Here is a 14,429-nt window from a genome sequence, read left to right on the forward strand (position 1 = left end):
CCAAACCCGCCCGGCTCAGCGGAAGACATCCACCGAGATGTAACTCCCGACACCGCCCTGGCCCCAGATCTGCGCCTGGACCACCGCGCCGCCATTGACGATGGCCGCGCGCGCGCCTTTGGTCATAGTGCCGCCCATCAGCATCTTCTCCATCGCATCGCGGTTCTTCACATCGCCGAAAAAGCTGTCCCATTCATCGCCGGGATCGCCCTTGCCGAATTTGTGGAAATTGGCCCGGTCCTGGCGCAGGATCTGCCAGGGCTGGCTGAGCCGCTTGCCCTTCGAATTCACCAGATCGGCGGGGCCGATAAAGGCGGTATATTCCTCCAGGAGGTCCTGGGCGGCGACTGGTGCGGCGAGGCCAGCCCCGAAAAGGGTCGCCACGACGGCAAGTGCAGGGAAACGCATCTTAGTGCTCCTGTCAGAAGGGGATCAGCTCAAGGTAAGGGTCAGTCGGGTCGCCCGCCCGTAAGCCGGGCGTAAACAATCAGTTCGGGCCGGTATTCGAAATGCATACCATCGAAATGGTGCCATTTGCCGCCCCAGATAAAGCCATAACGCTCCATCTCGCGCACCAGCGCCTCGGGATAGCGGTTGTCATAGGGCCCGACCTTGCCCTCCTGCGCGCCTGACCAGCGCCAGTAGCCGCCAAGCTCGGTGTTGAAATCGACCGCCATGCCGAAACTATGGCCCGAGAGCCGCGTGGTGCCCGCGATCACGCGCCAGTTGAAACTGCCGCCGATGGTCTGGAAATAGACATCCATCTCCGGCCCGAGCGCGTGGATCGCGGCCAGGGCGGCGCGCAGCTGCGTGGCCGCGCAGGTCTTTTCGGACATCATAAAGACGGCCTTCGCATCCCCCGGCCAGCGCACCTCTTCAAGCCCCGCTGCGGCCTCGGCTTTGCTGTTGCCGTAAAGCGCGCGGAAGAAGGGCTCATTGCGCGCGCGGCCCGGGTCGAACCAGGGCGCCTCGCGCAGGGTCAGATCAAAGGCCAGCGGATAGGTCTGCAGGAATTGCTCGGTGATACTGGCATCTTCCAGCCGTTCCTGCGGCGAGAGCGGCACATCCCCCTGGCCGGTCGGCAGCTTTTGCCCATCCGCGAGGGTCAGGGTCTGGCGGTTCGCGCTGACCTCCAGTCCCGGATAGGCAATCTCCAGCGCATCACTCCAGGGCAAATCAGCTTTGGCAGGCAATGCGGTGGTCAGAAAATCCCTGACCTCACAGGCCCCGGCAGGCCCGGCTGCCAGCAGGGCCAGAACCAGAAGAGCGCGCAAAGTCACCATGGGACCATCCTTTCCCTTGCCAGGGCCCTTACCCGGGCGAAACCTGACCCGAATTGCGTATCGTGGCAAGTCAGGAGAGCCAGACCTTACGCGGCCTCGGGATTGGCCCGGTTCCAGCGGATCGACGACCAGAGCGAGACCCCGATCAGCACCGCACCGCCAAGCCCGGTGATCACTTCGGGAATATGCACGATGGCCTGGAGATACATGATGACCGAGAGGATCAGGATCGCCCAGAAGGCCCCGTGTTCCAGGTAGCGGTACTCCGCCAGCGTGCCTTTCTCGACCAGCATGATGGTCATCGAGCGCACATACATCGCGCCGATTCCAAGGCCGATGGCGATGACAAAGAGGTTTTGCGACAAGGCGAAAGCCCCGATCACCCCGTCAAAGGAAAAGCTCGCATCCAGCACTTCGAGATAAAGAAACGCGCCGACGCCGCCCTTGGCCGCGCCTTCCAGCATCTCCTGGCTGCGGTCGAGAATGCCCCCCAGAACCTCGACCATCAGGAAGGTCAGAAGCCCCCAGATCGCAGCATGGAAGAAGGTATTCGACGCCGCAGGCCCAAGCGCGGGATCATTCTCGATGATCTTCGAAAAGATCATCATGAGCACCAGTACGAAGGCGATCTCGATCCCCTTGACTGACGAGAAACTCGCGGCTTTCTGCTCGATCCAGCGCACCCAGTGTACGTCTTTTTCATTGTCGAAAAAGAAAGACAGGCCGACCATCATCAGGAAGGTGCCGCCAAAGGCCGCGATGGGCAGATGGGCATCATGCATGATCTCGGCATAGCGTTCGGGCTGGCTCGCGGCCATCACAAGCGCGGTCCAGGGGCCGACATTGGCGGCGATCACCACGATCAGCAGCGGGAAGACGATCCGCATCCCGAAGACGGCGATGATAATGCCCCAGGTCAGAAAGCGGCGCTGCCAGAGCGGCGTCATATCCTTCAGCTTGTTGGCGTTCACAATCGCATTGTCGAAGGAGAGCGAGATTTCCAGCACCGCCAGAACCGAGACGATGAAGAAGACCTTCAGCGCCCCGAGCGTGGTATGTTCGGTGGAAAAGCCCAGCCAGAGCCCGAGGCCGAGCCCGATTGCCGTGACCACGAAAGCTGCGGTGAAATAGGACAGGGTCGTGCGTTCGGAAATGCCTGGGGCCGCCATCGGAGTCGCTCCTGAGAAAATCTCACATGTCTGTTAGCGCGGTGGCTGTGGCCGGGCCAGTGGGATTTTGCAGTGGCAGCATTGCGGATTCGTGGCCCAGGCAGCTTTGCGCCGGCGAAGGGGGCGGGCTCGTATTTGGACGGGGGCCACTGATAAGGGGGCCCGGCGGCCCCCTTATGTCGGTCTTGCCGTGATGGGATCAGCCGACGATGGTCGCCTCGGTCGCGGCGCGCAGCTCGGCCTCGCTGATGCCCGGGGCGCATTCGACGATCTTCAGCCCGCCCGGCACCACATCCAGCACCCCAAGGTTCGAGATGATGCGGTCGACCACCGATTTGCCGGTCAAAGGCAGGGTGCAGGCTTTCAGCACTTTCGACTCGCCCGCCTTATTGGTGTGGTCCATCACCACGACCACCCGGCCCACGCCCGCGACAAGGTCCATCGCGCCGCCCATGCCCTTCACAAGCTTGCCCGGGATCATCCAATTGGCGAGATCGCCGTTTTCCGCGACCTCCATCGCGCCAAGGATCGCCATGGCGATCTTGCCGCCACGGATCATCGCGAAGCTGGTGGCGCTGTCGAAAAACGCGGTTTGCGGCAGTTCGGTGATGGTCTGCTTGCCGGCATTGATCAGATCGGCGTCTTCCTCGCCCTCAAACGGGAAGGGGCCCATGCCGAGCATGCCGTTTTCCGATTGCAGCGTGACCTCGACACCCTCGGGGATGTAATTCGCGACGAGCGTCGGAATGCCGATGCCGAGGTTCACATACCAGCCGTCCTGGAGTTCCTGCGCCGCACGGGCGGCCATTTGGTTACGATCCCAGCCAGCCATCATGCCTGCTCCTTCTGGCGCACAGTGCGTTGTTCGATCCGCTTTTCATGGGCGCCCTGCACGATCTTTGTCACATAGATGCCGGGAAGGTGGACACTGTCGGGGTCCAATGCGCCAAGCGGTACGATTTCCTCGACCTCGGCGATGCAGACGCGGCCGCAGGTGGCGGCGGGGACATTGAAATTCCGCGCGGTCTTGCGGAAGACGAGATTGCCCGAAGGGTCGGCTTTCCAGGCTTTGACGATGGCGAGGTCGGCGACGAGGCCGCGTTCCAGGATATAGGTCTGGCCGTCGAAATCGTGATGTTCCTTGCCTTCCGCGATCACGGTGCCGACGCCGGTTTTGGTGTAGAAGCCGGGGATCCCGGCGCCGCCGGCGCGCATCCGCTCGGCAAGCGTGCCCTGCGGGTTGAATTCCAGTTCCAGCTCGCCCGAGAGATACTGGCGCATGAATTCGGCATTCTCGCCCACATAGGACGAGATCATCTTCTTCACCTGGCGGGTTTCGAGGAGTTGCCCGAGGCCGAAGCCGTCAACGCCCGCATTGTTCGAGGCGACGGTCAGCTCTCTGGTGCCCGCGTCGCGGATCGCGGCGATCAGCAGTTCCGGAATGCCACAAAGGCCAAAGCCACCGGCGGCGATCAGCATCCCGTCTTTCAGATGGCCGTCCAGCGCTTCGGCGGCGGTGTTGTATATCTTTTTTCCCATGATCCCTCTCCGGACTCTGGTCCGATCCCCGGTGATGCTGATGGATTGCAGGCCGGACCGGAATCCGTAGAAATACGTAGGTGCCCAGGTATAGAGAGACACCGATGCCGTCTTCTGCCCCCGATGACCTTGCCGCCCTGGCCTTTCTGCATGCGCCGGAAGCCACGCTGGTGCTGCGCGAGCGGGTGATCCGCCGCGCCAATCTGGCGGCGGGGCGGGTGTTCGGCTGGGACCCGGGCGCGCTTGAGGGCTGTTCGATGCGGGTGCTCTACCCTGGCGAGACCGATTTCGAGCGGCTGGGCCAGCGCGCGGAAGAGGCGCTGCGGCTGAAGCCGATGATCCGCGATGAACGTTTCATGCGCCGCCAGGACGGCCAGCTGGTCTGGATGGAGGGCAGGGGGGTGACGCTGACCCCGAAAGCACCGCATCGCCTGGCGATCTGGACCTATCGCGTGATCGAGACGGGCGCGGCGCCGGGCCTTCTGACGCCCGCCGAGATGCGGGTGGCGCGGCATATGGTCGGGGGGATGACGTCGAAAGAGATCGCGCGGGTGCTGGACTGCTCGCCCCGTACGGTCGAGGTGCACCGGGCCTCGATGATCCGCAAGCTCCGGGTCAGAAACAGTTTCGAGCTGATCCGCAGCCTGCTGGATTCCGGGGCGGCGCCGGTCGAGGCGGGATCAGAGGGCGGCCCTGAATCGTAAGAACAGTCCGGCCTGGCTGGAAATCGCGAGCCTGGGCCAAGCCTTGTTGCGATGGTCCTTCACCGCGCCTTCGCTGATTGCCAGGCGCAAAGCCAAGGCGGGGGCGATCTTTGGCGATGTCTTCATCGACACAAATGTCAGGGCGCGTCGCGGCGAGGCTGAGGCCAGGCGCCGCCATGTCACCGCCTGGGAGCCGGAGCGCAGTTCCGGGTTGGTCGGACCCTTCTGCGCGCCCTCTTGCGCCAGCGGCGCTTTCTGGCATCTGATCAGGCAACAGTCTGACAGGAGTTGCCGATGCCCGTGGTGCCGAAGAACTGGTTCATGCCCGCCGAGACCGCCCCCCAGGACCGGATCTGGATGGCTTTCCCGCGCGAAAGTGCCACGCTGGGCGAGGGCATGGTCGCGCGTGAGGCGGGCTATCGCGCCTGGGCCGATGTCGCATTGGCGATTGCGCCGTTTCAGCCGGTGACGATGATCGTCGATCCGACCGAGACCGCACGGGCGAAGGCGATGCTTGGCTCGGCCGTTGAGCTGGTCGAGCGCCCCATTGAGCATTTCTGGACCCGTGATTCCGGCCCGACTTTCGTGCAGGCGGCGGATGGGTCTATTGCGGCGGTCGATTGGATGTATAACGCCTGGGGCTCTGATGACCCGGCGGAATGGCAGAATGACCGGGGCCTCGCGCGCTTTATCGCCGGGCTGGCCGGGGTGCCGGTGGTGTCATCCCTGCTGGTCAATGAGGGCGGCGGCATCCATGTCGATGGCGAGGGCACCATGTTCGCGACGGAGACGGTGCAGCTGGATCCGCGCCGCAATCCTCTGGCCGAGCGCTCGCGGGTCGAGGCGGAATTCGCGCGCACGCTGGGCGTTGAAAAGGTGATCTGGCTGCCGCAGGGGCTCACGGGCGATTACTGGGAGTTCGGCACCAATGGCCATGTCGATATCGTTGCGACTTTCCCGAGCCCCGGCAAGGTGCTGCTGCATGATCAGCGCAATCCGGGCCATCCGGATCACAAGGTGATGGCCGATATCCGCGCGATCCTGGAGGGCGCGATGGATGCGAAGGGGCGCCGGCTTGAGATCATCGACGTGCCCGCGCCCGAAACCATTACGGACGCGCATGGGTTCAACGACTGGTCTTATATCAACCATCTGGTGCTGAATGGTGCCGTCATTGCCTGTGGCTTTGGCGAGCCGCGTGCCGATGCTGAGGCGGCTGAGATCCTTGGCGCGGCCTATCCCGGGCGCAAAGTGGTGACGGTCGATGCCCGCGAGATCTTTGCGCGCGGCGGCGGGGTGCATTGCATCACGCAACACCAGCCCGCCGCCCTTCAGGCCCCGGCACGGGCATGAACCTCCACGGCGCGAGCATTGCCGACCTGCGGGCGGGTCTTGAGGCTGGCAAGGTCACCTCGGTTGCACTGGTCGCAGGGTATCTGCGCCGCATCGCTGCCTATGACCGCAGCGGCATTTGTCTGAATGCCGTGCCGGTGCTGAACCCCGCGATGTTTGACGAGGCCCGCGCCTCTGATCTGCGCCGCGCGCGCGGCGAGACACTCGGGCCGCTCGACGGCATCCCCTATACCGCCAAGGACAGTTACAAGGTCAAAGGCCTGACGGTCGCGGCAGGCTCGCCCGCCTTTCGGGATCTGGTCGCGGGGGATGATGCTTTCGCGATCCGGCGGCTGCGGGCAGCAGGGGCGGTGCTGATCGGGCTGACCAATATGCCGCCAATGGCCAATGGCGGCATGCAGCGCGGGGTTTACGGGCGGGCGGAATCGCCCTGGAATGCCGCTTACCTGACAGCGGCTTTTGCCTCCGGCTCGTCAAACGGGTCGGGCAGCGCGACGGCGGCCTCTTTCGCAGCCTTCGGGCTGGGCGAGGAGACCTGGTCCTCGGGCCGCGCGCCGGCGGCGAATAACGGGCTTTGCGCGCTGACACCGTCGCGCGGGCTGATCTCGGTCCGGGGCAACTGGCCGCTGGTGCCGACGATGGATGTGGTGGTGCCACATACCCGCAGCATGGCGGATCTGCTGGAAGTGCTTGACGTGATCGTGGCCGATGATCCCGAGACGCGCGGCGATCTGTGGCGGGCGCAGGAATGGGTTGCGCTGCCGCGCCCGTCAGAGATCCGCCCGCCATCCTATCCGGCGCTGACGGCCTCGCTGACGGGCAGGCGTTTTGCGCTGCCGGCGATGTATGTGAACCAGGACGAAGAGGCCGGGACGGGGGACAGCCCGGGGATCGGCGGGCCAACCGGGCGGCGGATCGAGACCCGCGCTTCGGTCATTGCGCTGATGGACAGGGTGGTCGCGGCGCTGCGCGCGGCGGGGGCAGAGGTGGTGATCTCGGATTTCCCGCTGGTTTCCAATTACGAGGGCGACCGGAGGGGTGCGCCGAAGATCGGGACGCGGGGGTTTGTCTCGCCGGAATATCTCAGGCGAGAGATTGTCGACCTTTCGGTCTGGGCCTGGGATGATTTTCTGGCCGCCAATGGCGATCCGGGCCTCAACAGGCTGGCGCAGGTCGATGGCGCGGCGATCTTCCCGCAGCCCGACGGCGCGCTGCCCGACCGCTATACCGGCTTTGGCGATGATATTGCTGATTACCCTGCCCATGCGCGCGCGCATCCGATCGCGGATTTCCGCGAGATCCCGCATCTGGCGGAAGGGTTCCGGGGACTTGAGGAAACCCGAAAGCGCGATCTGGAAGACTGGATGGACAGGCATGGCTATGATGCGGTGATCTTTCCGGCGGTGGCGGATGTGGGACCGGCGGATGCCGATGTGGCCCCGGCCTCGGCGGATCTGGCCTGGCGCAATGGCACCTGGGTCGCGAATGGCAATCTCGCGATCCGGCATCTGGGTGTGCCGACGGTGACGCTTTCGATGGGGGTGATGGCGGATACCGGGATGCCGGCCGGGCTGACGCTTGCCGGCCGGGCCTGGGAGGACAGCAGGCTGCTGGCGTTTGCACGCGCGATGGAGCCGCTCCTGCCGCCGACCGGCCTCGCGCCCCGCATACCCGAATTGCCGCCGCTGCCGGTGCCGGGCCCCGCGCAGCGGCTGAAGCTGAGCGTTGCGGCAAGCGCCAGCGGGGCGGGGGAGGTGCGGCTGGAGATCCGCATCGAAACCGATGCGCCCCGGCTGCGCCTGACCGTCGATGGCGCGCAGGTGGAGCCCGTGGCAGTGCCGGATGGCTTTGCAGCCCTGGTCATCCTGCCCGAAAACACCCATCGCCACAGCGTATATGAGCCGCCCCATGGCCCCCTGGTGATTGCCGAGACGGCGACGCTTGCGGCCTTTGTCAGCGCTGGCTGAAAGCGCCACTTTTTCAGGAAAATCAGCCTGGCCGGACTGCGAATAGCATTTTGGTCAGAATTACGGTTTTCTTCTGTGATTACCGATGATAATTGTCAGGATAGATTTTGCGACAATTCGCGACAGATCCACGATCCGGCCTGTGCCGGAGATCCGGCCCATCCGCAGGCGCAGAACGCGCAGGCGGCGGGGCATAATGGAGGAGGCCTTCTGATGACATTCGCGCCCGGAAAATTTGCGGCTGGCATTGCGCTTGCGCTCGGGATCGGCTCGATGGCGGCGGCGGATACGCTGACCATCTATTCCGGCCGCGGCGAGGCGCTGGTTGCGCCGCTGATCGCACAATTCGAGGCAGAGACCGGCATCAAGACTGATGTGCGTTACGGCTCGACCTCGGAAATGGCGGCCTTGCTGCAGGAAGAGGGTGCCAACAGCCCGGCCGATCTGTTCTGGGCCCAGGATGCCGGCGCGCTTGGTGCTCTGGCCCCGGTCTTCGCAGAGCTGGCGGCGGGCGAGAATGAAAAAGTGCTCGAGGTCTTCCGCGATCCGTCGAACAAATGGGTGGCGACATCGGGCCGGACCCGGGTGCTGGTCTACTCGACCGAGCGGGTCGAGCCGGGTGCGCTGCCGGCGAAGATCACCGATCTGACCGATGCGAAATACAAGGGCCGCGTGGCCTGGGCGCCGACCAATGGTTCTTTCCAGGCCTTTGTCACGGCGTTCCGTCTGACCCATGGCGATGAGGCAACCAAGGCCTGGCTGGAAGGCATGATCGCCAATGACACCAAGGTTTACAAAAACAACGGCACCCAGATCGAAGCCATCGCCGCGGGCGAGGTCGATTATGGCCTTGTGAACAACTACTACCTGGGCCGCTATACCGCAAAGGATGACGCCTTCCCGGTCGATCAGGCGCATTTCGAAGCCGGTGATATCGGCAACCTGGTGCTGGTTGCGGGCGCGGGGATTGTCGGGACTTCGGCCAATAAAGAGAATGCGCAGAAGTTCATCGATTATCTGCTCTCGCCCGCCGCGCAGCAGTTCATCACGCTGCAGGGCAATGAATATCCGGTTGTCACCGGCGTGATCCCGCATGCGACGCTGGAAAGCCTTGAGGCGGTGCAGGCGATCAGCCCGAAGGTCGATGTGAACCAGATCGGTGATCTGGAAGGCACGCTCGCGCTGTTGCGTGAAGTCGGGCTGCTCTGAGCTTGACGGGCATCGCGACATCATCAGGGCGGGCGGGGCGCAGGCCTCGCCCGCCGCTTGCCTTGCTGCTTGCAGCGGGGCTTGTGGGCGTCGGCACCTGTCTGCCGGCGCTTTATCTGGTGATCCGCGCCTTCGGGGCCGAGCCGGCGCAACTGGCGGAGATCGTCTTCCGGTCGCGCAATCTGCTGCTTTTGGGCAATACACTTTCGCTGGTGGCGCTGGTGCTGGCGATCGGCACGCTGATCGCGCTTCCCATGGCCTGGCTGGTGACGCGCAGCGATCTGCGGGCGAAAGGGCTCGTCACATTTCTGATGGCGCTGCCGCTGGCGGTGCCGGGCTATGTGATGGCCTATGCGCTTTTGGGACTGTCGGGATATTACGGATTTGCGCGGGAATGGTTCGGGGTCTCGCTGCCGCCCCTGCACGGGCTTTGGGGGGCGGCTCTGTCGCTCGCGCTTTACACTTTCCCCTATATTTTCCTGAACCTGCGCGCAGCGTTTCTGGGGATGGATCCGGGGCTTGAGGAAAGCGCGGCCTCGCTGGGCCGCTCGCGGTCCGAGGTCTTGCGCCATATCGTGCTGCCGCAGCTCTGGCCGGCGCTGGTCTCGGCCTGGCTGGTCGTGGGGCTTTATGTGATCGGCGATTTCGGAGCCATCGCGCTGATGCGCTATGAGGTGTTTTCCTACGCGATTTACACGCAATATGCCGGGGCTTTCGACCGGACCTATGCCGCCTGGCTTTCGCTGATGCTTTTGGGCGTGGCGGGCCTGGCGCTTTATGCGCAGGCGCGGCTGACGCGGAGCCGCCGCTTTGCCCGGGTCGGGACCGGGGTGCAGCGGCGCGGGGTTCCGGTGCGGCTGGGTCTTTGGGCGGTTGCCGCCTGGGGCTGGGTCGTTCTGGTAAGCCTCGCTGCGCTCGGATTGCCTTTGGCGGTGCTGGGGCACTGGATGCGGCGCGGGATTGGCGAAATCGACTGGGCGATGCTGGGGCAGGCGGCGCTGAATTCGGGTCTGGCGGCGGCGGTGGTCGCCGGGCTGACGGTCGCGCTGGCGCTGCCGGTGGTTTTGCTGACGCTGCGCTGGCCCGGCTGGTTTGCCAGTGTGACCGACCGGCTGGCCTGGATGGGCTATGCGACGCCGCCGCTGGCCTTTGGCCTTGCGATGGTGTTCTTCACCCTTGCGGTCATTCCCTTTGCCTATCAGAGCCATGGTGTCCTGATCTTCGCCTGGGTGATGACCTTCCTCGCGCTGGCGCTCGGGCCTTTGCGGCTGGCGCTGATGCAGATCGGGACCAGGCCGGAAGAGGCGGCGCGCGCGCTCGGGGTCTCGCCGTTCCGGGCTTTTGCGCGCGTGACGCTGCCGCGTCTGAAAGGCCCGATGGTCGCGGCGGGCCTTCTGGTCTTTATCGCCGTGGTCAAGGAATTGCCGCTGAACTGGATGCTGGCGCCCACCGGCTGGCGCAGCCTTTCGACCACGGTCTTTGGCCGCACCGTCGAGGGCATGATGACCGAGGCCGCGCCATTCGCGCTTGCGATCATCCTGTTCTCGGCGTTTTTCGTCGGGCTGATCCTGAAATATGAAGGCGCCGGACGTAAGGAATTGGGAAGAAGATGACGGTTGAGCCCCTGCTGTCGCTTTCACATCTGAGCCGGTCTTTTGGCGCGGGCCAGGCCGTGGTCGATGATCTGTCACTGGATCTGGCCGCGGGCGAGATCCTTGCGCTGATCGGGCCTTCGGGCTGTGGCAAGACCACGACGCTCCGGATGGTTGCGGGGTTCGAGACCCCGGACCGGGGCCAGATCCGGCTGGCGGGGCGCGATATCACCGCGATTGCGCCGGAAAAGCGCTGCATCGGCATGGTGTTCCAGGACTATGCGCTTTTCCCGCATATGACCGTGGCGCAGAATGTGGCTTTTGGCGCCGCAGACCGGGCGTCCGCTACGGCGCAGCGCTTCCTCGATATGGTCGGGCTGGGCGATTTCGGGGCGCGTTACCCCGATGAGCTTTCCGGCGGCCAGCAGCAGCGCGTGGCGCTGGCACGCAGCTTTGCCGCCGCGCCGGCGGTGATCCTGCTGGATGAGCCGTTCTCGAACCTTGATGCCGCGCTGCGCGCCCGCACAAGGCGCGAGATCCGGGCGCTGTTGAAGGCGAGCGGCATCGGTATCCTCTTCGTCACCCATGACCAGGAAGAGGCGCTCAGTTTCGCCGACCGCGTCGCAGTGATGAAAGACGGGCGCCTGTTGCAATGTGGCCCGGCGGCTGAGGTCTATGACCGCCCCGCCGATCCCTTTGTCGCGGGGTTTCTGGGCCGCACCAATCTGATCACCGGCGAGGCGCGGGGCGAGAGTTGCGAAACCGTGCTGGGCCGGATCGCGCTGGAACGCCCGGCCAGCGGACCGATCGGCTTCTCGCTGCGTCCGGAACAGATCACTATTCGCGAGGCCGGGGCAGGCGAGGCCGCCCGGGGCCGCGTCACCTCGGTCGAATTCAAGGGGCATGATCTGACCTATTGGGTCGATTGCAACGGAACCGAGATCCAGGTCGATCAGATGGGCGGCCCGCGCCTGCCCGAGGGGGCTCCGGTGATGCTCTCGGTCGCGGGCAGGGTGGCGGCTTTCGGCTGAGAGGTCTTGACCATTCGGCGCTTCGGGTCCAGGCCATATCTTTGCCCCGAAGGCTGACAGAGTGAGACATGCTGCGTGAATTCCTGAGCTACTACCGGCCCTGGAAGACCCTGTTCTGGGTCGATTTCGGCTGTGCGGTCCTGTCGGGCCTGCTGGAGCTGGCCTTTCCGCTGGCGGTCCGGGGCTTTATCGATGTGCTGTTGCCGGCGGGGAACTGGTCCCTGACGCTGATCGCGGCGGCGGTGCTGATGGTGGTCTACCTGGTCAATACCGCGCTGATGGCAATTGTGACCTATTGGGGCCATATGCTCGGGATCAATATCGAGACCGAGATGCGCAGGCGCGCCTTCGACCATATCCAGAAACTCTCCTGGAGCTATTTCGACAAATCCCGCACCGGGCATCTGGTTTCCCGCGTGACCCGCGATCTGGAAGAGATCGGCGAGGTGGCGCATCACGGGCCCGAAGATCTGTTCATCGCGATCATGACCTTTATCGGGGCCTTCGCGCTGATGCTCTGGCTGCACCCGCCGCTTGCGATCATGACGGCGGTGATCGTGCCGGTGGCGGTGCTGGTCGTGTCGGTCTTTGGCGGGCGGATGACGGCGACCTGGCGCGCGATCTATTCCCGGGTCGCGAATTTCAACGTGCGGATGGAGGAGAATGTCGGCGGTATCCGCGTGGTTCAGGCCTTCGGCAACGAAGAGCATGAGAAAGCGCGCTTTGCGCATGACAATGCGATGTACCGGCGCACCAAACTTGACGCCTATAAGATCATGGCCGCGAGCCAGGCGCTGAATTATATCGGGATGCGCGGGGTCCAGGTGCTGATCATGGTCGCGGGCGCGGGCTATGTGCTGGAAGGCAGCCTGACGGCGGGTGGTTTCGTCGGCTTCCTGCTGCTCTCGTCGGTGTTCTTCCGCCCGCTGGAAAAGATCGCCGCCGTGCTGGAAACCTATCCCAAAGGCATCGCCGGGTTCCGCCGCTATCAGGAACTGCTCGCGACCGAGCCCGATATTGCCGATCTGCCCGATGCCCGCCCGGCGCCGGCGCTGAGCGGCGCGATGCGCTTTGATGCGGTGAATTTCGGCTATGATCCGGCGCGCCCGGTGCTGCGCGACATCACCTTCGACGTGCGCCCGGGCGAGACCCTGGCCTTTGTCGGCCCGTCAGGGGCGGGGAAGACCTCGCTTCTGGCTTTGCTGCCGCGGTTCTATGAGCCGGCCTCGGGGGCGATCACGCTTGATGGTCATGACATCACCGGCTTTACCCTCGACAGCCTGCGCCGCCAGATCGGGATCGTCAGCCAGGATGTTTATCTGTTCGGCGGCACGCTGCGCGAGAATATCGCCTATGGAAGGCTGGATGCGAGCGAGGCGGAGATCATCGCGGCGGCGGAACATGCGCAGCTTTCAGAGATGATCGCGCGGCTGCCGCAGGGTCTGGATACCATCGTCGGCGAACGTGGGGTGATGCTTTCGGGCGGCCAGAAGCAGCGCGTCGCCATCGCCCGGGTCTTCCTGAAGAACCCGCCGATCCTGATCCTCGACGAGGCGACCTCGGCACTGGATACCGAAACCGAACGCGAGATCCAGGCCGCGCTGGAGCGCCTGGCCGAGGGCCGCACCACGCTGGTGATCGCGCATCGGCTGGCGACGATTCGCGATGCCGACCGGATCATCGTGATGGAGGAAGGCCGCATCACCGAAACGGGCACACATGCCGAATTGTCGGTCAGTGGCGGGCGCTATGCGCGGCTTTCGGCGGCCTGAGCGCGCCCCGGTGCCTTGTCGCTGTTGATCGCGGAAAAACAGTGGCGTATTCCTTTTGTCGACATGAAAGGGATGCGCGCCGATGACAGCCAGCGAAACGCCTGCGGGGCAGGACCGTAAACGCGGCTCCGGCGTGCGGATGGTCTACGAATTGTTGCGCGACCAGATCCTCGATCTGGAACTGCCGCCAGGCTCTATCGTCGATGAGATCCAGCTGGCCGACCGCTTTGGCATGTCACGAACGCCGATCCGCGAGGCGCTGGTGCGGCTTGCGGCGGAAGGGCTGATCGACACGCTGCCGAACCGCTCGACCATGGTGTCGCAGATCGACTTCGCCAATCTTCACACCTTCTTCGACGCGCTGACGCTGATGTATCGTGTCACCACAAGGCTTGCGGCGGAATATCACACGGCGGAAGACCTCGACCGCATCCGCGCGCATCAGCGCGCCTATGAGGAACGCTGCGCGGCCGGGGACGAGATCGGCATGATCGCGACCAACCGCCAGTTCCACCAGACAATCGCCGAGGCCGGGCGCAACCGCTATTACCTCTCGCTGTTCAGCCGGTTGCTGGATGAGGGGCGCCGCCTGCTGCGGCTTTACTATTACAGCAGTTTCGAAGGCGATATGCCGGCGCTCTGGCTGCGCGAACATGAGCAGATGGTCACGGCGATTGCCGCCCGCGATATCGGTGCCGCCGATCAGGTTGCGCGCGCCCATGCCGATCAGATCATCCGGCAGATCCAGAAAGCGATCACCCGCGACCGCCGCCAGGACATATCCATCTGATTTTTCCGGGGGAGGCCAGG

The 14,429-nt window shown here is 64.5% G+C and carries 13 protein-coding genes; 8 read left to right on the forward strand and 5 right to left on the reverse strand.

Features of this window, described 5'->3' with window-relative positions; all coding sequences use genetic code 11:
* Nucleotides 1-15 precede the first annotated feature (15 nt).
* From JC607_RS00670 to JC607_RS00690, 5 genes are all read right to left on the reverse strand, one after another.
* Nucleotides 16-408 carry a hypothetical protein gene (locus JC607_RS00670; protein ID WP_198835007.1) on the reverse strand — a complete coding sequence of 131 codons (393 nt, stop codon included), beginning with the start codon at nt 406-408 and terminating at the stop codon, nt 16-18.
* 41 nt (nt 409-449) lie between these two features.
* Nucleotides 450-1,283, reverse strand: coding sequence for a M15 family metallopeptidase (locus JC607_RS00675; RefSeq protein ID WP_198835008.1), 834 nt, complete (start codon nt 1,281-1,283; stop codon nt 450-452).
* Nucleotides 1,284-1,369: 86 nt separating this feature from the next.
* Entirely contained in the window at nt 1,370-2,452 is a 1,083-nt protein-coding gene (locus JC607_RS00680) for a DUF475 domain-containing protein (RefSeq protein WP_198835009.1), read from the reverse strand.
* A gap of 199 nt (nt 2,453-2,651) precedes the next feature.
* Nucleotides 2,652-3,284, reverse strand: coding sequence for a 3-oxoacid CoA-transferase subunit B (locus JC607_RS00685; RefSeq protein WP_198835010.1), 633 nt, complete (start codon nt 3,282-3,284; stop codon nt 2,652-2,654).
* Nucleotides 3,284-3,991: a CoA transferase subunit A gene (locus tag JC607_RS00690; protein ID WP_198835011.1), complete on the reverse strand. Its 708-nt coding sequence runs from the start codon at nt 3,989-3,991 to the stop codon at nt 3,284-3,286. The genes JC607_RS00685 and JC607_RS00690 overlap by 1 nt, the downstream gene beginning before the upstream one ends.
* 104 nt (nt 3,992-4,095) lie before the next feature.
* Between JC607_RS00690 and JC607_RS00695 the strand changes: the two genes are divergently transcribed.
* The 8 genes from JC607_RS00695 to JC607_RS00730 all read left to right on the forward strand — a co-directional run bounded on the left by JC607_RS00695 (nt 4,096) and on the right by JC607_RS00730 (nt 14,409).
* Complete coding sequence (locus tag JC607_RS00695) at nt 4,096-4,695, forward strand: LuxR C-terminal-related transcriptional regulator (RefSeq protein WP_198835012.1); 600 nt, start codon at nt 4,096-4,098, stop codon at nt 4,693-4,695.
* Nucleotides 4,696-4,989: 294 nt separating this feature from the next.
* Nucleotides 4,990-6,048: an agmatine/peptidylarginine deiminase gene (locus JC607_RS00700; RefSeq protein ID WP_198835013.1), complete on the forward strand. Its 1,059-nt coding sequence runs from the start codon at nt 4,990-4,992 to the stop codon at nt 6,046-6,048.
* Nucleotides 6,045-8,015, forward strand: coding sequence for an amidase (locus tag JC607_RS00705; RefSeq protein ID WP_198835014.1), 1,971 nt, complete (start codon nt 6,045-6,047; stop codon nt 8,013-8,015). The genes JC607_RS00700 and JC607_RS00705 overlap by 4 nt, the downstream gene beginning before the upstream one ends.
* Nucleotides 8,016-8,228: 213 nt before the next feature.
* Nucleotides 8,229-9,224 carry an iron ABC transporter substrate-binding protein gene (locus JC607_RS00710; RefSeq protein ID WP_198835015.1) on the forward strand — a complete coding sequence of 332 codons (996 nt, stop codon included), beginning with the start codon at nt 8,229-8,231 and terminating at the stop codon, nt 9,222-9,224.
* Nucleotides 9,225-9,286: 62 nt separating this feature from the next.
* A complete protein-coding gene (locus JC607_RS00715; protein ID WP_233092510.1) occupies nt 9,287-10,837 on the forward strand; it encodes an iron ABC transporter permease in 1,551 nt (516 codons plus the stop codon).
* Complete coding sequence (locus JC607_RS00720) at nt 10,834-11,847, forward strand: ABC transporter ATP-binding protein (RefSeq protein ID WP_198835016.1); 1,014 nt, start codon at nt 10,834-10,836, stop codon at nt 11,845-11,847. The genes JC607_RS00715 and JC607_RS00720 overlap by 4 nt, the downstream gene beginning before the upstream one ends.
* A 68-nt stretch (nt 11,848-11,915) precedes the next feature.
* Complete coding sequence (locus tag JC607_RS00725) at nt 11,916-13,619, forward strand: ABC transporter ATP-binding protein (protein ID WP_198835017.1); 1,704 nt, start codon at nt 11,916-11,918, stop codon at nt 13,617-13,619.
* An 82-nt stretch (nt 13,620-13,701) separates the two neighbouring features.
* Nucleotides 13,702-14,409 carry a GntR family transcriptional regulator gene (locus JC607_RS00730; protein WP_198835018.1) on the forward strand — a complete coding sequence of 236 codons (708 nt, stop codon included), beginning with the start codon at nt 13,702-13,704 and terminating at the stop codon, nt 14,407-14,409.
* Nucleotides 14,410-14,429 lie beyond the last annotated feature (20 nt).

It is taken from the genome of Paracoccus sp. IB05 (assembly GCF_016405985.1).
Classification (GTDB): Bacteria; Pseudomonadota; Alphaproteobacteria; order Rhodobacterales; family Rhodobacteraceae; genus Pseudogemmobacter.